The 19,001-nt window shown below is 50.5% G+C and carries 21 protein-coding genes and 2 pseudogenes; 1 reads left to right on the forward strand and 22 read right to left on the reverse strand.

The features are described 5' to 3' along the window. Positions 1-5 precede the first annotated feature (5 nt). From GFC06_RS17945 to GFC06_RS18045, 22 genes and pseudogenes are all read right to left on the reverse strand, one after another. Complete coding sequence (locus GFC06_RS17945) at positions 6-494, reverse strand: DUF1833 family protein (protein ID WP_019076987.1); 489 nt, start codon at positions 492-494, stop codon at positions 6-8. Beyond that, a complete protein-coding gene (locus GFC06_RS17950) occupies positions 491-955 on the reverse strand; it encodes a hypothetical protein (RefSeq protein WP_153690455.1) in 465 nt (154 codons plus the stop codon). Before GFC06_RS17950 ends, GFC06_RS17945 begins: the two co-directional genes overlap by 4 nt. Positions 956-1,016: 61 nt before the next feature. Beyond that, positions 1,017-1,265, reverse strand: a pseudogene (locus GFC06_RS23415) (phage repressor protein); the annotation flags it as partial. Positions 1,266-1,385: 120 nt separating this feature from the next. Further along, positions 1,386-1,763 carry a hypothetical protein gene (locus GFC06_RS17955; RefSeq protein WP_047500758.1) on the reverse strand — a complete coding sequence of 126 codons (378 nt, stop codon included), beginning with the start codon at positions 1,761-1,763 and terminating at the stop codon, positions 1,386-1,388. A gap of 24 nt (positions 1,764-1,787) precedes the next feature. Next, positions 1,788-2,744, reverse strand: a complete 957-nt coding sequence (locus tag GFC06_RS17960) for a hypothetical protein (RefSeq protein ID WP_131345987.1) — start codon at positions 2,742-2,744, stop codon at positions 1,788-1,790. An 82-nt stretch (positions 2,745-2,826) separates the two neighbouring features. Next, positions 2,827-6,099: a phage tail length tape measure family protein gene (locus tag GFC06_RS17965; RefSeq protein ID WP_153690456.1), complete on the reverse strand. Its 3,273-nt coding sequence runs from the start codon at positions 6,097-6,099 to the stop codon at positions 2,827-2,829. Between the two features lie 54 nt (positions 6,100-6,153). Beyond that, positions 6,154-6,405, reverse strand: coding sequence for a hypothetical protein (locus GFC06_RS17970; protein ID WP_047418022.1), 252 nt, complete (start codon positions 6,403-6,405; stop codon positions 6,154-6,156). A gap of 194 nt (positions 6,406-6,599) precedes the next feature. Then, on the reverse strand, positions 6,600-6,767 hold the full coding sequence (locus GFC06_RS17975) for a hypothetical protein (RefSeq protein ID WP_103766491.1): 168 nt from the start codon (positions 6,765-6,767) through the stop codon (positions 6,600-6,602). Between the two features lie 149 nt (positions 6,768-6,916). After that, the gene (locus GFC06_RS17980; RefSeq protein ID WP_047418027.1) at positions 6,917-7,384 is read right to left on the reverse strand and encodes a hypothetical protein; all 468 of its coding nucleotides are present in this window, start codon (positions 7,382-7,384) and stop codon (positions 6,917-6,919) included. Between the two features lie 62 nt (positions 7,385-7,446). Beyond that, positions 7,447-8,619 carry a phage tail tube protein gene (locus GFC06_RS17985; RefSeq protein WP_047418030.1) on the reverse strand — a complete coding sequence of 391 codons (1,173 nt, stop codon included), beginning with the start codon at positions 8,617-8,619 and terminating at the stop codon, positions 7,447-7,449. A gap of 26 nt (positions 8,620-8,645) precedes the next feature. Further along, positions 8,646-9,038 carry a phage tail terminator-like protein gene (locus GFC06_RS17990; protein ID WP_047418033.1) on the reverse strand — a complete coding sequence of 131 codons (393 nt, stop codon included), beginning with the start codon at positions 9,036-9,038 and terminating at the stop codon, positions 8,646-8,648. After that, positions 9,035-9,586: a hypothetical protein gene (locus GFC06_RS17995; protein ID WP_047418035.1), complete on the reverse strand. Its 552-nt coding sequence runs from the start codon at positions 9,584-9,586 to the stop codon at positions 9,035-9,037. Before GFC06_RS17995 ends, GFC06_RS17990 begins: the two co-directional genes overlap by 4 nt. A gap of 1 nt (position 9,587) precedes the next feature. Then, the gene (locus tag GFC06_RS18000) at positions 9,588-9,971 is read right to left on the reverse strand and encodes a hypothetical protein (protein ID WP_047418037.1); all 384 of its coding nucleotides are present in this window, start codon (positions 9,969-9,971) and stop codon (positions 9,588-9,590) included. Positions 9,972-9,976: 5 nt separating this feature from the next. Then, on the reverse strand, positions 9,977-10,387 hold the full coding sequence (locus GFC06_RS18005; RefSeq protein WP_047418040.1) for a DnaT-like ssDNA-binding protein: 411 nt from the start codon (positions 10,385-10,387) through the stop codon (positions 9,977-9,979). A 3-nt stretch (positions 10,388-10,390) separates the two neighbouring features. After that, entirely contained in the window at positions 10,391-10,699 is a 309-nt protein-coding gene (locus tag GFC06_RS18010; RefSeq protein WP_153690457.1) for a hypothetical protein, read from the reverse strand. 38 nt (positions 10,700-10,737) lie between these two features. Further along, positions 10,738-11,874: a P22 phage major capsid protein family protein gene (locus tag GFC06_RS18015; protein WP_047418045.1), complete on the reverse strand. Its 1,137-nt coding sequence runs from the start codon at positions 11,872-11,874 to the stop codon at positions 10,738-10,740. Positions 11,875-11,961: 87 nt separating this feature from the next. Continuing rightward, the gene (locus tag GFC06_RS18020) at positions 11,962-12,726 is read right to left on the reverse strand and encodes a DUF6651 domain-containing protein (RefSeq protein WP_047418049.1); all 765 of its coding nucleotides are present in this window, start codon (positions 12,724-12,726) and stop codon (positions 11,962-11,964) included. A 106-nt stretch (positions 12,727-12,832) separates the two neighbouring features. Further along, a complete protein-coding gene (locus GFC06_RS18025) occupies positions 12,833-13,021 on the reverse strand; it encodes a hypothetical protein (RefSeq protein ID WP_047418052.1) in 189 nt (62 codons plus the stop codon). Positions 13,022-13,677: 656 nt separating this feature from the next. Beyond that, a pseudogene (locus tag GFC06_RS18030) lies at positions 13,678-14,754 on the reverse strand (phage minor head protein); the annotation flags it as partial. Continuing rightward, on the reverse strand, positions 14,738-16,162 hold the full coding sequence (locus GFC06_RS18035; RefSeq protein ID WP_047418054.1) for a DUF4055 domain-containing protein: 1,425 nt from the start codon (positions 16,160-16,162) through the stop codon (positions 14,738-14,740). The pseudogene GFC06_RS18030 and the gene GFC06_RS18035, both read right to left, overlap by 17 nt. A 4-nt stretch (positions 16,163-16,166) precedes the next feature. After that, the gene (locus GFC06_RS18040) at positions 16,167-17,471 is read right to left on the reverse strand and encodes a terminase large subunit domain-containing protein (protein WP_047418058.1); all 1,305 of its coding nucleotides are present in this window, start codon (positions 17,469-17,471) and stop codon (positions 16,167-16,169) included. Beyond that, positions 17,449-18,441 carry a terminase small subunit gene (locus GFC06_RS18045; protein ID WP_153690458.1) on the reverse strand — a complete coding sequence of 331 codons (993 nt, stop codon included), beginning with the start codon at positions 18,439-18,441 and terminating at the stop codon, positions 17,449-17,451. The genes GFC06_RS18040 and GFC06_RS18045 overlap by 23 nt, the downstream gene beginning before the upstream one ends. Before the next feature lie 123 nt (positions 18,442-18,564). Here GFC06_RS18045 and GFC06_RS18050 point away from each other — a divergent pair, with 123 nt between their 5' ends. Continuing rightward, entirely contained in the window at positions 18,565-18,993 is a 429-nt protein-coding gene (locus tag GFC06_RS18050) for a VOC family protein (protein WP_153690459.1), read from the forward strand. Positions 18,994-19,001: the final 8 nt, after the last annotated feature.

Raw genomic sequence — 19,001 nt, forward strand, 5'->3', positions numbered from 1 at the left:
ACTCCTTAGCTCATGTAACGAAGGCCAGGATAGAACGGGAGTGTGTAGCGATAGCGGGGCCAGGCTGTATCCAGCACGTTCATGTACCCTGCGATAATCTGCGCCTGCGTCGCGGTCCAGTACCCGTTTTTAACCGTCAGGGTATAAGGACGTTCGGCGGGAGCGGTTAAATCGTCAGAGGTAAACTGGCGGTAAGTCACTGTGGCGCCACGCAAGTTTTCCAGCGCGCTACGCACGGATGTCGATGCCTCGCCATTAATGTTAGAGACTGCAAACTGTAGATCCTGTGTACCGTCGCTGTTTCGCGCAGGTAACGCAACGTCGATGGTGCTTGCGATAAATGTCACTTCTTCGCCGGTTTCCGTTGTCGCGGTTATGTCGTCATAGCCATCACAGAGATACAGAGCATCATCACCGATGTTGATCTGCAGGGTTTTGATAATGACCTCTTCACCGGAAGAGGCGTACAGTCGTTTTAAAGTCGGGCTGGTCATGCTTCGGGCCACTCCCTGTTAATTGCAATATCAATGATGCTACTGTTGATGATGTAATCCGGGAACTCAGCCCAGCCATCGCTAAGAACAGGACGTGTCCATAGCTCCAGCGTCGCGGAGAACTGCCAGTAAATCGGGGCGACCAGCGTCGGCCCCTGATAGATATCGGTGAACCGGCATTTATAGAACTCAACGCCCAGCGGGGTCTGTAGTCGCATGAAAAACCAGTCAGCACCGTCAGTGATCGTTTCGCGGTACCAGGCCTCAAATAGCTGGGCCTGAATGTCCGTTTCAAAAAACCACTGCACATTTGCCTGTGTTGGCGTGGAAATGAATGCCCGGCGCTGGCGGGCACGGCCGGTTGTCATTTCGGTACGCTTTAACGGACTGACTGGCTGAAATGCATAGCCATCCTGAAGCGGCATAGGGAGATAGTCGTGGGGGTAGTATTTTTCTGCCACTTTTCCTCCGGGCATAAAAAACCCGCCGTTAAGCGGGTTCTTGACCTAAATTTGTTATCCGTCAGGCAACATCAGCACCATGGTTCAGATGGCGAAGAGATTCAATGCCGTTGGTGTTATTGCGGAATGCTTCAACCTGCTTAGTGGAGTGAGCCGACTTATCCAGAAAGAATTTGCCCTACTGCTCAGTTTTGAGGTTGTTCGCGTTAGCTATGCGCCCGATTTTATTGGCGCTGACGCCGATTTTCTGTCCAGCCTCTGCTGCCGTGTAATAATGCTCTTCAATCACCGGCAGCGGGATAGCGTCATGGACTCTTACCCGCAATTAGATACGATGAAGTATGAGTAGATATGGTGAGTTAGAGATATCTTGAGGGCATCAAGTAAATGGCACTAATTGTTAAAAAGCCCACCTGAGTGGGCCTTCGTGTCATAGGGACGTTTTCATATTCATGGTTGGATTTAATGGAGACTTGGTATATGCGTAATTAATAACAACTCCATCCCTCAAAAGAATATCCAATGTAGTCATCTCAGCGTTTGACGTTGTTTTCATTGTAAATGCCTGCGCCGAAGCGGAAACTGTGTTGTGCGTATAAATCCATTTGGTTTCATTTTCGCTCACGACACCTTTTGAGAAAGGCTGACCGAACATGTTAATCAGATCCGCTTCTGTAGTCTTTCCCTTAACAATCTTTTGCACCTTCTCAGCGGATATTTTTGTTCCGCTTTCATAATGATTTGTGTAGGTACACCCGAGCAATGAAGAAAGAATTAATGGAATTATTATTGCAACTATTTTTTTCATTTTATTTTCCTCTAAGGTCGAAAGTCAAAAAGAGTTTATACCCACATGTATCCCTTTGGGAGTCTCTCTTACCGTTACACCAAGATGAACAGCTATAGAATCGAGGATGTCTGAGATAACCTCCATCTCATCAACCCCCTCCCAATGACCATAACGTTCAAAAATACCATCACACGCAAAATCCAATCTTTCAATAAATGGGAGAAGCCATTCGAAAGATGGAAATGTTTCTTCATTACCTTCCCTGAAATTAACGCTCATTCCTGCGCATGCTCCTAGATAGTATGCGGCAAGAGTCAATGTGGAGGCTATTGCTGAATAAACTTTATCCAATGTGAGATCAACATCTCTGTGCATCTGATAATGAAATGTTTCATCCTTCACATAGTCGTAAAGGTTTTCCGCTTGTTTAATGAATGTATCCTTTAACCTATCGATCTGCCTTTCATCAAACACCACTGACAACCTAGTTGCACAATATTCCTCGATTACTGCCATCCAACAATTGATACGAAGTTGATCATGAATATTTTTGCATCTATGTGTAAGCAACATGCCGGGGAAGCATTTGTTTAATGCTGCTAAGTTGGAGACATGAGCACATTCATGTGCAATGATCCCTAGAGCGATCAACCAGTCTTCTGAGTTCGGCTCAAGAATTCCCTCAAGATATGGAGCGTGAAAAACTATGTAGGCACAATTCTTACCATCCCTTAACACCCCAACTGTCATTGCGACACCAATAACATCCCCGCTTGATGGGGAAAGCTCCATTGATGTTTCAAACCCTCTATCGACAGAATTTAGAGCTAATTGATAATTGTAAGAGATGGTTACTCCTACTAACGATGCAAGATTTAGTGCGTTAGCTAATTTTTGAATGGTTGCACCTACAGCCTCACCAACAGCTTTAGCATCGCTATCCTCACGAAAACCGTCCAAGATTATTTTAAAGCTTGCTATATTGGTATTGTCATCCATGTTTCTTGCCCTTCAAGTGCTGTCGAAAACAGATTATCATAGGGTTGGAACAGAACAATGCTTAGATTCTTTTCCTTACTTATCACTCTTTGTATCCGCGCACATAACGACTTTTTAGAGCCTTTCCGAAATTTCCCTGCGGATTTATCACCTCTCCGGTCATTTTCTGATCTATGAGTTTGATTATCGTTCTGGATAGATCTTCATTGTTCTTCCTCAGCGTGGCTGTTAGCTGTTCTGGATCACCGCCCTGAACATAAACATTTTGCTCAATTGGAGCATGGACGGTTGTGGCGTTCTGACTGCTGCTTACATTCTGAACACCTGTCCCATACCCTGGTTTGCTCAGGGTCGCATCCAGCCCATTCTTTTTGAGGTTTTCAAGAGTGGAATCCAGCCGGGCCGATGTTTGCGCAGTCATCACACGCTCGCCTTTCTCCAGCAACCATGTGCCGGTTGATGGTACTGAATCAATGCCGTTGTGAGCCATGCCAGTTAGACCAACCCCTGCTGTCATTGCGGCTGAGCTAGCAGCTACAGAAGCAATAAGTGGTGTGGTTGCAGCTAAAGCTGTAGCCATTGCTGCCGGGGCCATAGCCCAACCAGTAATAGGAATCGCAGCAGCGGATGCATATGCGTTTATCCCTGCAATTTGTGACATCGCTGTAGCTTGCCCAATCATGGAAGCCGCAGCGCCAGCAGCAGTAGTTTTGCCAACCAGTAACTGCACAGCCTGATAAACCAGCCACTGAGCCGCCATTTTGGTTAAAGCGTCAATCACCGCTTGCCCCATCCCTGTAGCCATGTTTTTAAACCCTTCACTCAGGCTTTCCGTACCCTGAACCATTGCTGATAGATTTGAGGAAATGGCGGATTCCGTAGATGAAAGGATTGATGTGGCTGCCGATGTTACCGACTCATAAAGGGTTGGGACGCTATTAAGGTACGATTGTAGGCCATTCTGAACACCTAATTGCCAGTTGCCATTTAACTGGTCAAGCTGGGAGTAGTAAGCCTGCTGCATTGCCAGCCTCTGATTCAGTGCCTGTTGCAATGCCGCTGTCTCTTCGTCATAAAGACTTTGAGATATCTGCCCGGTTGTTCTCTGGTTGGTTAGCTCAACCTGCTTCTTCTGGTAATCGCTGGCAATCTTTGTAAGCTCTTGCTGGCGTTTCTGCTCCTGCGACAAAACAGTGTTGCTGTTTAGGCTATTCTGTAGCCCGATAGCATCATTTTGCAGACCAGATGAAAGCGTGTTTTTATAGGCTGTTAGCTTATCGGCATCCTTTCGCAAGGCGATTTCTTTTTCCAGATCCGCGTTCTTCTCATACTGAGCGGTAATCGAAGCCTGGTTAGCAAGCAGGGATTTCTGCTCTGCTGTTATAATGCCTTTTTTCTGTATCTCTGAAAGTTGAGACTTCCATTTAACGAGCGCTTGCTCTGCTGTACCGATTTTTTCAGTGGTATTAAGCTGCTGCTGCATTACCTCATGCTGACGGTTTAGCTGGTCGAGCAACCGGGTTGCTGCGTCTTCGGAGTAAGATTTGCCTTTTCTGCCGCGATTTCCCTTCTGTAGCGACTTCTCATAACGAGCATTTTCACGCTGGATAGCCTGATCAATTGCCGCCTGACTTGCCCCTGAATTCCTGATTTCATTCAGTGTGCGCTGGTGACGCTCTTCCTCGTTTTCATATTGCTGGTTGAGTTTCTTTGTCGCATTAAATTCGCGCTTTTTCCTTTCCTCTTCGTTTTTATCTGCCTGCTCTCTGGCGTTGTCCAGGCTTTCGCGAAAATCAATTTCTTTCAGCTTCTTCAGTTCATTTCTCAGGTCATCAGCGGTAAGTCCGGTCTCATTAAAATACAGCCCCTTACTTACAGGATTCGTCTGGAACTCAACAAGTTTTCGCTCAATTTCATCTATTTGCTGCTTGGTCGTCTTCACGCGACCGATATCCAGCATTTTGTCCCATGCGCTTTTTGCTGCGTCACCAAGCCAGTTCCAGGCTGTTTCCAGTGAGCCTAAGCTAGCCTTAATTTCTTCTGAGCGGGTTCGCATTGCAGATGAATAGCTTTCCATGGCTATTCTCGCCGCTTCCTGGCTTCTGCCCTGCTCGGCAAGAGTGGTGATCTGCTCTAACTGCGTAGCGGTGAGGAAGTGGATCGATTTATCAAGCTCTTTTACAGCATTTACTGGGTCGTCTTGAATGCGCTGGAACTGTTTTATTGTGTCATCGACTGACACTCCTACCGAGTCCCGCATTTTTTCAGCAGTATCGGCTATCATCATAATGCTGGAGCCTGAAAAGCTGCCTGTACCAACGACCTTTGCAATACTTTCAGCAAATTGACTCTGGGATATTGAAAATGTCGAAAGCGACTTCGCCATTATCTGCAACTCACCGGCAGTTTTACCAGCATAGCCACCTGTAAGAATAATGGATTTATTATACGCATCCTGATCCTTAGAGCCTTTGTAATAGGCCAGACCAAGAACACCGACCGCCGCAGCCGCCAGAGTAAACGGGTTAATCAGCCCCGCCACATATCCGCCAACTCCTTTAATCGCTGGCCCGATACCGCCGAACATATCTTTAAGCTGACCGCCCTGCTGCAATAAGACCGTCATCGGAGCCTGACCGGAAGCGAGGCTCACGACAATATCGGTCATTTGCGCTGGGATCATGCGCATCTGGTACGCCATCGCGCGGGACGTGACCCCGGTCTTCTTCATTGCATCCTGGGTGATTTCCAGTTGCTTACGGGTAGTCGCAAGGCTGGAAGAAAGCACATCGTATCTTTCCGGCGACAACATACCAGAAGCCTTCGCGCTGTCGAGTTGCTTCTGCTGGTCTGCCAGCCTTTTAAATGCCGTACCTATCGGGTCAAGCTGAGCGGAAAGACGCTGAAGTGACGCGCTTTGCTTATCTCTGGCTTTTGCAGCAGCTCTTTCAGCCAGCGCCTCACCATTGATTGCTTTTTCTGTCTCGCGGAGCTTAGATGCCAGATAATCGAAATCGTCATCCGGCAGAATCCCAGCCTTCTGGTATTTCTTGAGTTCCTGATATCTGTCATCCAGCTTATCCAAGGCCGCACTAACCGGGTCAATCTGGTCCCTTAGCTTTGCAAGAGCTTTCTGTTGCTCACTCAGTTCTTGGCGATGGTTCCGCGTCTCTTTGGAAACAGATTTTTGCACTATGTTGTAATCAATGAACTCATGCTTCAGGCTGTCTGTTGACCTTTCCGCCTGCTCGCCAGCCTGGGTGATTCTAGCCAGCGCCGTCGCCAGATTATCGGCATTATTCTTTGCCCCGGAACTATCCAGAACAATAGCAAGGCGTGATGTTTGTTCGGTCATTTACCTTTCTCCGGGCGTAAAAAAACCCCGCCAGAGCGAGGTTGTGTTCAGTCTTCATTTTTCTGTCGCTCGTTTGCGTCGGCGATCTTCACGCTTTTCCTCACGCTGTACATCGTCGAACACCTTCATTATCGCCTTCAGCATCATGAACTTGATAAAGTGGTGATTAACGCAGCCGTAAATGCGTAACTGCTCTGTGAATTCTTCAGCAAACCGTAGCGCCTCCACCATGTTCTTCTCGCCTTTCATGAACTCCGAGAAGTCTCGCCCAGCTCTGGAGGCGCATTCAACAATTCGGTTATTCATGCTCATGCCGCCGCATACAGTAACTTCATTTGCCCTTTGACGGGGAACGCGGCCAGACATGGGCAGCCAAGAGCGGTACGATGAAATCCACCACCCTGTCTCAGACTCACACTACGGAAAGCTCTTGCTGGAAGATGCGCACGCGAATGCACGATTTGTTGCGGGTATAAAAAAGCCCCGGACTGTACCGAGGCTCATTTCTTCTTGCTGCTTCCTTTCTGTTCCTTCGCCCACTCATCCCGCCAGGCATCGTCGAGGGCAAGTATCGAAGCATCAAACTCTGTGCGGTCAATCAGGATAGAACGTGAGGCCAGATAGCGCTCGATATCGTGCAGGGACAACGGGAGCGGTACGCCAGCCATTCCGGTATACTGTCTGCCGCGAGAAATCATTGCGTAAGCGTTGAGTATCTCCCCCGTTACAGCATCAATCTCAGGCTCAGGAATTGGCGGGAGTTTTAATTTCTCCCTTCGCCACTTTGCCTTTTCACCCCGCTCCCCGCCGAATTCACTCAGCCACTTCTGCGCTTCGATGGCTTTTTTACGGTTTCCTGCTTTTGCTGCTCTTTGCCCTGGGCGATGCTGGCTGCCTCCGCCAGAATTTGCCAGTAAATCGCTGGCTCCTGTTTCAGAAGTGCAGCTCCGCGTTCCGGCGTGTATTCAATCGGAACTTCTTCGCCATCAACAAACTCACCAACGCCCTTCCAGTCTTTGAGCAGGTAATGCGCACAGTTGTCGATAAGCAGATCATCAGCAGAGTCTATTTCCCCGACCGCTGACAGGCTAAATTCGCTGGTTCCAACCTGGTAACTGGCGTCCATTTTTTCAATATGACGACGGATAAGAGCATTACGCGAGCGATACTGGTCGTTATCAATGCTGTTGACGAGCAGTTTCAGGCCTTCAATGGGTTTCAGACCTTTCAGTGGTGTGAACCAGCGCTCGCCACCAACATCAATTCGTGGGGCTAGGATAATCATTAAAAACTCCTGCATGAAAAAAGCCCGCGCCACCATGGAGAGCGGAACGGGCAAGGGAAATTTTATGGTTCAGTTACGATAATCTCGGCGGTGGCGGTGAAGCCTCGCACTTTACCGGTTATCGTTGCGGTGCCGGCGCCGGCTCTGACTACCTGGCAGGTTTTTGGGCCTGTCGATACCACCGTTGCGACAGTCGGATCTGATGACTCCCACTGCACAGCATCAGTCGCACCAGCCGGGGCAAGGTTCGCTGTCAGCGTGACGGAAGTACCGACATCACCTGATGAAGTTTCTGGCGTTACGCTGATTGCCGTGGCAGGGGCGGTAACAGCGCGGGTAATCGTCGGCGACTCGTCAGCTGCAGTGATATCCAGTTGAACCTGAATAATGTCGGTATTGCCGCCATCCGGCCAGTCGCCAGAGACCTGCACTTTCGGGAAGTTAAACGTGTATTGCCCTTCGTCGTTCGCCAGCGTGAAACTGAATGGCACGGTTGCGCCAGTAAGCGTTTTACTCCAGACCTCCCACGCTGCTTTTGACCACGACAAAGTGATCGAACCTGACGGCGTGAACGTAGTCGGGATATTGGCCCCGGCATACGGTGAGCCGGTACCGATACAACGCTGAGTCTGAACGTTGTTATCAAACTTGATGTTAAAGGTATCAATACAGAAACCATCACCACCATCGACGCCATTCAGGTTAATTGCAGTGACCTCTTTGAACGAATAACGCAACTCGCCAGCATTATCAGCAGGTGTGCCTGTGATGTAACTCGTATCGTCTGCTTTTGAGTCCCAACCCAGCCCGGCGAATGTGACTGTCGCGGTAACGTCGCCATCATTCGGAACTTCCAACTGGAACACGCTCACCTGCGCGCCACGAACAATAGAGGCAATGCCAACGTCCGAAGCGTATGTCGCAAGAGAGAAGGAAATACGGTCATTCCCCATCGTCAGCACATTGCTTGCCCACTCTGCGCCAAAACACGAAGCAAGAAAGTCATCATGCTGGCCATAGCGGAATTTTGCCCCGACATCGCCGCCAACATCGACCGTCCCCAGCGTAGCGCCCTGCGCCATTCGGGTTCCACCAATCTCATCGTTATCGTTGGTGTTCTGGGACGGGCCAACGCCCCAATTGGTACGTTTGAGAAGATTCCAGACGCCAGCAGGCGTAATTCCTGGTGTCGTCTCCCGGATAAAGGCCGAGAGTACCTTAGCGCCGCTCGACATGCGGTCACCTCCATCGAAGTTAAGCGCTACAGAGCGCGGTAAGGAATATGTAGATTGAGCTGAGACCAGCCGTCGGCCTCGCCCGCCGGGATTGCCGATACAGCGAAGTAACTCAGTCGTCCGTCATTCTGGAATTCAAAATGCTCCGTTAGTTGGTCTGCTGTTTGAGTAAGCAGAATCGTGCCGGTGTAGACCGGTACAAATAGCTGAATGATAAGTACACCGGTTCGATGAACTACCGGCCCGTTCCCGGTTTCGTTGGCTCCCGCCTGCCCTGAAATATTGGTGAAGCGTGCCCAGATATCGCGGCCACTCGGATCAAATAGCGGTCCGTTGGGATAGTCCACCCCATCAGAAGCAATAGCGGTCTGCGCCGTCATTCGGGAAATGACAGCGTTTCTGATTTCTGTAAGGGTCATTTGTAGGCCTGAACGACACCGTTAAATGAAACTGCATAGACGCCCGCTGGAGCCTGCGTTGAATGCCCGTTCTCCAGAGGTACGGAGTAAGGAAGGTTTGACTGGATATAAATCACTGAGTAGGCCGGAGCCTGATCGATGATGTTTTTACCGTTGAGAAATGTCGTCGTTCCGCGCGGGTCCTCCTCTGTTGGAACCGAGTAATCCGGTGATCCGATACTTACGAAATGCGAAGCCCTGAACGTACCCGCACGATAATCTGCCGGGCGTTTGATATCCATGCTGTCGTTAACACGTACTTTCTTCCTGAGTCGCCCGGTTTTGGTCAGATTATCCGGGTTGTCGTAGAGCGATTCGTTCCATTCTCCAACCGCTTTGGAGTACTCGACGGCGGTAGCGTTAATCGCCCATAACTCTGGATTGCCGACAGGAGACCGTTTCACGATTTCATTCAGCAACTGTGTAGCGATAGCTCGCTGCCGCAACCTCACGTCATCGGCCACCAGCCCGGCGAATGCTGCCGGGTCAATACTCCAGCCCTTAGCCATATCACGCCCTCCGTAACTGGATGGAATACGCAGCACCAGCGGAATCAACAGCGGCGGTTATGACCTCATAACGCTGAGGTACACAAGTTATCGGTTCCGGCGCCGTGACAAAGTGCCCGACTGCTGGCCTATCGGTCACCTCGTTAACCAGGGCGGTTAATTTCAGGTCACCGTGCAGGATATTAATGCCATCGATACGACGGAGTTTGTACCGCGCCAGAACACCGCGCCCTGAATACGTCACCTGCGTTTCACTGCCGGTTTCCGTTACCGGATCCCAGTCACCTCGAACGGTGTATGTTCCAGTGAAATCCTTAACAGCATCCTGCAGGTCGGTATCGAATGCTGCGGCGACTTCAGTTTGTAGCTCGTCACGTATGCCCATGCTACCTACCCCCTGACCAACCGCACCTGCGACTTACTAACGCCATATGGCATAAGCATGGCCAGCGCAAGCTGCAGGTCGGAATCGAGTAATGCCGTGCTATTGGTGGCGATCTCGGCATAGGACTTTGAAACAGAAACATCGTCAGCATCAACCGTCTTACTCAGCAGCACCCCAGAATCGGTTTTCTGCTGATACAGCCCGCCATTTGATGCAGCCAGTGCCGCATAGGCGCCAGCCTGCTTCACATCGTCAGGAATAATGGTTTCGTGAGTAGCCTTATTGCACGGAAGCTTCAGATTGAGACCATTCATCCAGGTGTTAGCCATCAATACAGACCTGACTTTTTTGCTTTCATCAGTCCAGGAATCTCCCAGAATGGAATTGACGTCTTCAACAGTTATGAAGGTGAGCATCTATTACTCCGTTTCTTTCCAGCCGAGCGCCTTCCAGTTTTCAACCTCATCAGGATGTACGTCAGCATTTGTTGGAGCGCCGGGAAATGCCGGAAAGTCAGTGACCATAGCAACCAGATAATCCTGCTCCTGCTGCTCCTGCTGCTCCTGCTGCTGCTCCTGCTGCTCCTGCTGCTCCTGCTGCTCCTGCTGCTCCTGCTGCTCCTGCTGCTCCTGCTGCTCCTGCTGCTCAGAATTGCTTTTTGCAGCAAGTTCGGCAGCAAGTTTTTCCGCCGCTCGTTGAGCGCGCTGTTCTTTAGTTAATCCGGCCATTGGCCCTCCACTAAAAAAGGGGCCGAAGCCCCTGATTGTTAACCCAACAGCAGAACCGAATGTTCCGTTTTCACTGCCGCCACACCCCATGACAGGCCAACTTCGTAGCGCACCTGGCGGTACTGACGGTATAGCGCCACCTGGTAAGTGATGCCCGAGACCGGGTCGGTAACGTTCATAACATCATCCGCGGTATCGCCACCCTGCGGCATTGCCGGGGTTCGGGACGCCAGCAGGAATGCGTTGCGATCAAACGCCATATTGGCAGTGAAGGGGCCGGTCGCAGTAATAGCGGTGTTGTCGGCCAGCGCCTGGCGTAAGCCCGGAGCTGCCAGGGTGATAGTTGCAGCAGTAGCCGCGGCCACCAGATACTGATTGCTGTCACCGTCGAACATCACGATATCACCGGCAGCAAAGGCCCCCGCGCCGCTATCAATGGGAATCAGAATGTCGCCTTCATCTTTCGCGTCATTGACCAGGTATCCGGCAGCAGCAGATGCTGCACGTTTCTTAACGTGTGCGGATTCGTGGATGTTAAAGCCCTCCAGGCGACCCACGATACCTTCACGCAGTAAGGCATCAGTACCCGATTCGTTCACTTTAAACAGCACCGACTGCTTACCGCGAAGGTTCGCAATCGCAGAGGAGCCCAGAACCATCTGCAAATCAGTCGTCGGTGAGCCGTTGTCTGAAAGAACCTGTCGCGCGTTTGCTGCATCGGATAAATCACCGGCAATACCAAACGGTGCTGTACCCGCAGTACCAACAGCACGGGATGAGGCGTAATACAGCGCCGCCAAATCGGCATCCATCTCGTTAGACAGCGCGCGAAACGCCTGCTTAAACTGATCCGCAAGAATAGTGTTGTAGGTACCTGCTGGACCCAGCGCCAGTTGCTCTTCACCGTTCCATTTGACCGGGGCCATTTTGGATTTGGTGATCTTAACTTCAACGTTTCCGATATTCTGATTGCCATCATCTGGCGCCGTAGCCCCCGGTTCAATGTCAACGGTCGTTGCAGGCGGTGCGACTGGTGCAGTAACTGACTGCCCTTTCGCTGCTGCATCTGCTTTCGCATTACGTGATACGGAAGGGATAAACCCAACCTGCTCACGTGACACAGTATCCAGAGCGGTATAGATAGTCGGGATCAACCCGGTAAGCGTGTTAGCCATGTGTATGGATTCCTTCGAAATTAAAATTTAGGGTTGTTTGAGCTATCCAGCTCTGGCACCAGCCGCTATCCGACGGCTGGCAATGAATTAATCGACGATGGTGATGCCGTCTTTGAGGGTCGATTGCTGATCTGTCGGGCTCAAACTGCTGAACGCATCGCGCTTCATCGTTTTCTGCCCGATTGAGTGTTGAGACTGACGAGAGCCTCCTCCCTGATTACCACTCGCCTTCAGAATGTGATCTTTCTGAGGGTACTGCTCCACCAGAAATTCCAGCGCCTCATCAAAGACCGCCAGTTCGCCCGGCTTGGAGCGGGAGTATATTTTGTTGCCGGAGCCGTCATAAGCAACGACTTTGCCATCCTCAACTTTGAAAGACTGACCAAAGCGGGCCTGTAGCATGTCCGCCGGGATCGCAACTTTATCAGCAATGAATTTCGAGCCTGAGAAGCGCCCGCCAATCATTTCCTGATAGAGCTGTCCTTCGAGCGTTGTCGCCCGCTGGGTGGCTTCATCAAGCTGAGCCTGGAATGATTTGGTGATATCCGCTTTCACCTGGTCAACTGCGCCTGCGTCGATCAGCTTTTTCTGGTCGATTTTTGTCATCATCTCCAACGCTTCGAGCGCCTTCGCCGGATCGCTAATTTTGGCGAATTTAGCCAGGCTAGCTTCGGCAGCTTCTTTCGCTTCACGATGAGATTTTGCCTCGCCATTCAGGGAGGAAATTTTTCCTACTGCCTGCACGGCATCAAAGCCGATCTCCTGGCCGTCATCGTGGACGTACACGGGCAAACCGTTAGCATCAACTTCCGCATAGTGCTTGCCATTTACTTCAACTGTCTTCAGTTTCATGTTGGTACCTTTTCGAGGTCATCCGACCGTTGCACCGCTCACCATCCGGTATTGCGGCAATAAAAAAGGCCGCCCGGAGGCAGCCTTGTGTTAGTCAAAATTATTGTCAGGAATGGCCGTTGGCCTCGTCCATCATAGCGGCACTAATCAGGCCGCCGATCATCCTTGCTTCAGGTGTCGTACTTCCTGCTTTCTCAGCCAATGCTTCCAACTGGTCCAGAAGATCCACAGGCCTGGGCGTGGAGTGGTACAACTCATTGGCCCGTTTTAGACACGGGAATTTTTCTTCAGCCATTCGAGTAGCTCCGGGTTAATACGCTGGTAATCATCCTTACTGCCCAGCATGAATATCGTAAGAATTTCTGCAAAGAGTTCACGTTCGTTTTCGGAAGCATAATAACTGACAGGTCGCCACCAGCCTTCATTATATGCTTTTGTAGTAAGTTGACTTAAATCGTCAATGTGCTGGTAATAGAGATGATGCCCCATTTCATGCGTAACCGTGCCGGCAACGCTTGAAATCGCTGCATAATTCAGTTGATTGTTCCCGGCTGCGAGTAAAGCGGCATCCGAAACCGTCAACATTCTTTCCAGCGACAATGAAGAAACGAAATCATAAGTAGCGCTATTTTCACAAATAGCATCCCACTCAGTGGACTGCATCGCCCAACGAGAAACATGGACAGCAGCATTTTCCTCAAAATACGCACCTGCTGCACTTTTCCTCGTACCACTTACCTCTCCAAAATACTTAACTGGCGGTAAGCGAAACCGCTCAATAACATTCTGCATGGCTCCGGCGGCAATACGTGCTGACTCCAGCGTAGTTTCTTCAGGGAAGCGAATTTCATCGGCAATAATTCCTCGCATACCCTGTTCAATCTCCGCTACTGACTGTGCATCACCCAAAGAAAAGCCGGGAGATTTCCCGGCTTGTCTCAACTCTGAGAGTTTATTTAGTTGGGCCAACGTCAACCATTCGCCCTTGTCACTATAGAAGTCGTCATATTTCATGACGCCATCACGCATCATCCTTGCTCGAGTCTCGCCTAAGATTTCTTTTTGCCGGGAAAATGGCTGACGCTGCAACCATTCGGAATATGTAGTATCGCCGGGGGCCTGTCCATCCATACTGGCGCGGGAACTGTTCTGAACCTCACCAATTTGAATACCCAACTCATTAGAGGATTTCAGGATGTAGGTTTCCACGCTGCGACAGCAAAAGTGGATTTTGCCTGGTCCCTGAAGATACGGTACTTTATGGCCGATTGGTTTATTATCCAGCGTGTATTTAAGGCAATCGCGAACCCGGCAATCTTTCGATGTCCGGTTATCCAAAGTGGATAACCACTGCTTACCCTTCAGAATGTCGTCATTCGCATCCGCAAAGCTTTTACGCGCCGTCGCCGCAAGATGCCCTACAGCTGTTTTAGCAATACTCCCCGCGTTCGTCCTGCTCATCTGTAGCGCGCCATCCTGATAGCCCCGGTTAGCGTGTCCGCGAACCTTTTTGGCTATCTGTTCATGCGTATCGCCCAACAGAAAGCCCTGCCGTACGGTATTGGATATCCGCGTCATCCTGTCGGCTTCAAGGTTGTCTGCCCACTCAGAAAGCAGGCGACCCTGAAACGGCCTGGCCATTGCAGCAGCATAGACGGCATCTGGCGATATACCCACCAGCGGATGAAGCGCAAGCACATCATCCGGGATAGCAAACTGGAACAGACTGAGCTGAAAACCAGCCTCATGCTGGGCCAGACCTTGCAGCTCGGTTGATAACCCGGCATACATAGTCTGAACTGCTTCCCGATTAGTCTCCCTGACGCTTGCAAGCAGCGATTCCAGGCGGGTTACAGTGAAGCTATCAGCGTCAAGGGTATCCATCGCCACCAGCAGCCTGGCGGTAAGATCTGCGTCGCTCTCATTGAGGATTTTTATCATCCTGTTTGCTACGCCGGTACTATATCGACTCACCCAGATTGCATGCGCCAGACTTTCATCTCGAAGTTTTTCATTTGACGTTGCCATTCACACCACCAGGAGTATTCAGGCTGCTTAGCAGAGTTACCTGCTGATTCCTGAGCTCATCGATAACCTCTTCTGGATTAGCGTCCGGGTCGATGAATTTCAGCGCCTGGAGTACGCGAATAGCGTCCACCTGACGAATATCGCCCCCCTGCCTCAGCGACTGAACAGCCGTTGCCGCGGTTGCGTCATAGGTCTGCGCTGAAATATCAAGTTCTGTGCGCACATCAACGTTACCGCCTTCAGTTTCACCAAGCCATTCCGCCATGATTTGCAGGATGTTATCGAGGGCATCCTCCAGAGAACTCGCCATCGTATATAGCGGCGAATTCTCCTGCATGCGCTCTTCATTTGTCTGGTCAACAGATTTGGTCGAGGTGTTCTCGGCACGCAGCAGTTTGGCGCCCGCCTGCCGCATCTGATCTTCCAGTTTTTCCAGCGATGTTTCACCAGATTCAATGGCTGCTCCGGTATGTTCGACGTATTCAAGCCCCTGCCGTTCGCGGTTTTCGAAACGTGTTGCTGAAGACGCGCCGATCGTTAACGTTTCACCTTCTGCCAGCCCATAAGCCACCAGCAACGGTACGCGGGCAACATGCAGGATGTTGTCCTGCTCGCTCTGGCTCTGCCAGTGCTTGATATTCAGTAAAGCCAGGTTCAAGAGTGGCGGCGAACCGCGCATAAATCCGGTTCGCTTGGTGTACAGCGTTACCAGAGTGATATCGCTGCGGCTGGTTTTCCACTCTTCGTAGAGTGTCCATTGCGCTTCGCCATTTTCTCCCTTGTTGCGCCGATGGATTTCGACTTTACCAGGCATGATATGCCGGATCTGTTCGAGCTTTGTCTGCCCGTAATCATCCCCGTCCAAGATGATAGTTTCGCGAATGCGCAAATCAGTGAGGATGACCTTTCCGCCCTCAACTTTCGACTTCCAGCCGATTACCTGTCGAGGGTTTAGCATCGTGACGTATGGCCTGCTCCCGGCTGCTTTTTCATCTGCTTTTGTTTTTACAGATTCCGGATCTACACGCGGGTAATCCACCAGCGCATGAACCAGGCCGTACTGGAAACCGATACTGAAGAACTGTTGCGCCCAGACATCCAGGCGGTTTCCTTCCATATCAATATCAGTCGAAAGCTTTCTGATACTTTCCGGCGCGTTTTCGCTTAATACCGTGGGTTCAGCAAATACGCGCCCGATATTCTGTTTTATCGACTCTTCATAGGCCGGGAGTAACGTGGCTTTAGATAAACGCTCTTTATAACTTTCGGGATCTTCGTTAGGCCATTTGGGGAGATATGCCTTCCCCTGCCGACGCATTTCCAGCGTCCCGCCCATCAGAGCATCGTTAATATCCCATGCCTCAACCATGTCGTTATAGTCGAGATTGGGTGTTGAAATATCTGGCATGGTTTTACATCCGAAGTGGTGTGGATTTACCTGTCGGTTTGATGATTGGGAACTGCTTCACGATGAAGTAGCCGCCGGCATCGTTAGGGTGATCATTATCTGCCTTTTTATCTGGCTCTCCGTTCTCTCCCCAGATCTGCTGCTCAAGCGATTCGGTGTAAACCGGGCATCGTTTTACATTCACTTTATAGCGACGTTCACCATTGCCGTTGCAGAACATGGCGTTCATGGAGTTAATGCGGTCTTTTACTGGCGGGTTTGAATCGTTCACTATCACGTTAAAACCAGCTTGTTTAAGCTGTGCTATATCCGTAGTGCTGGCGTGGGCCGATTTACGCGAATCACCGGAAGCATCCGGGTAGATATAGATTTCCCTGACCTTCCGATAATCTTTACCGTCGAACAACCAGAATCGCTCTTTGATGATGCGTATCATGTCAGGGGTGTCGTAGGCTTTTACTATCTCGTTAACCGCGAACGGAAGTCCAAGACGCAACACATGAACGATCCCGGCCATCTTCCCGACGTTAAAATCCATACCGATGTAAAGTGGCTCGCCAGGCTGTTCTTCTTCAGTGCAACAATTCAGCTTACGATCGAACTGATGGTAAATAGTCCCGCTGGTCAGGTTGGTGAACTGGCCCCGCAAATACGCCTTAATCAGCTCAGGCGGATAAGACTCCATCAGGGACGGGATGTAATCCGCCGGCAGGTTCTTTTCGTTGTCGAATGTCGAGGCCTGCACCAGACCATACAACGTAGAGAGCGAGGGTTTATCGCGCACAGCCTTTGCGAACTGTTGATAAACAAATTTAAATCCTTCTGGCGTCGTGGTGACATCTATTCCGTTGCGAAGTCCTGGCACGTTGTAACGCATACGGGCAATGATTTTTCGCCAGGCTAACTGCGCCTTTTTGGCGGGCATTACGTCCAGTTCATCAATCAGCGCGTTACCGATTTTAAAACCCACGATGGTTTGTGGTTTCTCCATCGAGCGGCAAATCGTCGTTCCGCGGTACTGGCGCCCGACGTAGAAGTGAACCTCTTTGTTTCCCTCGTTAATTTTGACATTCAGCCCCCAGTCAAAGGCCACCTCTTCGACCGTGGGGTAAAAGATGTCGCGGATCTGGGGGTAAGTAGGTGCAAAATAGCCCTGGTTGATTTTCGGATGCTCCCACATCCCTTTGCAGATACCACCGCAACCGACCCACGTCTTGCCAGAACCAAAGCCGGCCACGTAGGCTTTAAATTTGTGCTCCATTGCGAGGAATCGGGCCTGCGGGATGTTAAGCGTTGGTGCTATCGCCATCCTCTTCCCTCACTCGCGCATCAACTACGTTGATATTGATTGCAACTGGCGTTGGTTCGTCATCCTCCGGATCTGCAGCCTGTTCTTTACGGAGTTTTTCCACTTCCAGTTGCCGGCGCTCGATTTCAATCTGTTGAAGTCGCTGCGCAAACTCACTATCAGCCAGGCCAAGCCGCTTCATCACGGCTTCATACATCCGTTCACGGCTTATCGCGGTAATTTCCACACCATGTTTGCCAAGCTTCACGCCGGAATAAGCCAGGGCAGCATCAGGGGGAAGTTTTCGGGTATCAGCAAAGTATGGCTGTCCGATCCCATCACCATTGCAGCGCGGACAGCCAGGGTTTGGCTCCCGGTTGTGGTCGTAGCCATAACCTCCGACGTCTACCGGCTCTTTGCCCTTCCGCTCAAGGGCTTTAAGCCGTTGCTCCTCGAACTCCACCATGTCACGCCACTGATAGTGATGACCGAAGCCCCAGCAATAGCGGCAGGCACCGCGGCGATACTGTGAGAGTTGGTTGGCATCGAAAGTGGCGAGTTGCCACATCTGCGAGAGGACTTCATCAGCGCTGCCAAGCGTGCGCGCAATAGAGGCTTTCTGCTGCTGCGCAATGGCCTGCGCAACGTTAGGATTCGTTATGAGCTGACGACCATAGTTTGGGTCACTATAGCCAGCACGCTCAGCGGCTGCCGTGGCGTTCTGGTCCTTCAGAAATTCAGCAATGAAGCACTTTACCTTCGGGCTGAGTTTGCTGTTAACCAGTTCCTCTGCACTTTTTTCTTTCTGCACAGTGCGCAATTTCTTCTGCGCAGGTTTTTGCGCAGTCTGCGCAGTTGGCTTTTTAATGTAGCGCCGCGCAGATGTATAATTCAGTCCCTGCGCTTCACACCAATCCTTCGGTGATACGCCGGTTGCGGCATGATCGGACAGGAACCGTCGCTGAAGCTCGCCCCAGTCCGGTATTGCCATAACGTCCCCTAGTTTTTATTTTTGAATTGAAGGATATTAGTATTTTGAATCAATGATGTACTCGCGACAGAACATTTAATGCTTGTCGGTGAGTTCCATGTGAATTCCTAAGAAGGCTATAGTATGAAAATAGACTTTGGGCTATCTGTAAAAAATAGCGCGGAAGCGGTGGAGTTGTATCAAAAAGCTTTTGGGGTTGAGCTTGGTTATCATGTGAAAAACCCTGATGGAAGCTATTTTCACTCAGAATTGTCAAAAGACGGACACGGATTTAGTGTCGTTGAAGGACAGGGTGAAGCTGCGATGGAACATACGGTAACGTTGGGTGTTACATTGGCAGATGAGTCGGAGGTACAAAAAGCATACAAGCATTTAGCCGAGGGAGGAACAATCAAAGAATCGATTGGGTCATTACCATGGAGCCCCTGCGCTGTCACTGTAATCGATAGATTTGGTGTTTTGTGGTATATCACCGCCCCACAGCATCGTCCGCCCGATGATTACGACCCGAACATGCCTTGGGACCCAAGCATGTATAAAAAACCTGAATAGAATAAAGT

Source organism: Citrobacter braakii (assembly GCF_009648935.1).
GTDB classification, from domain to species: Bacteria; Pseudomonadota; Gammaproteobacteria; order Enterobacterales; family Enterobacteriaceae; genus Citrobacter; species Citrobacter braakii.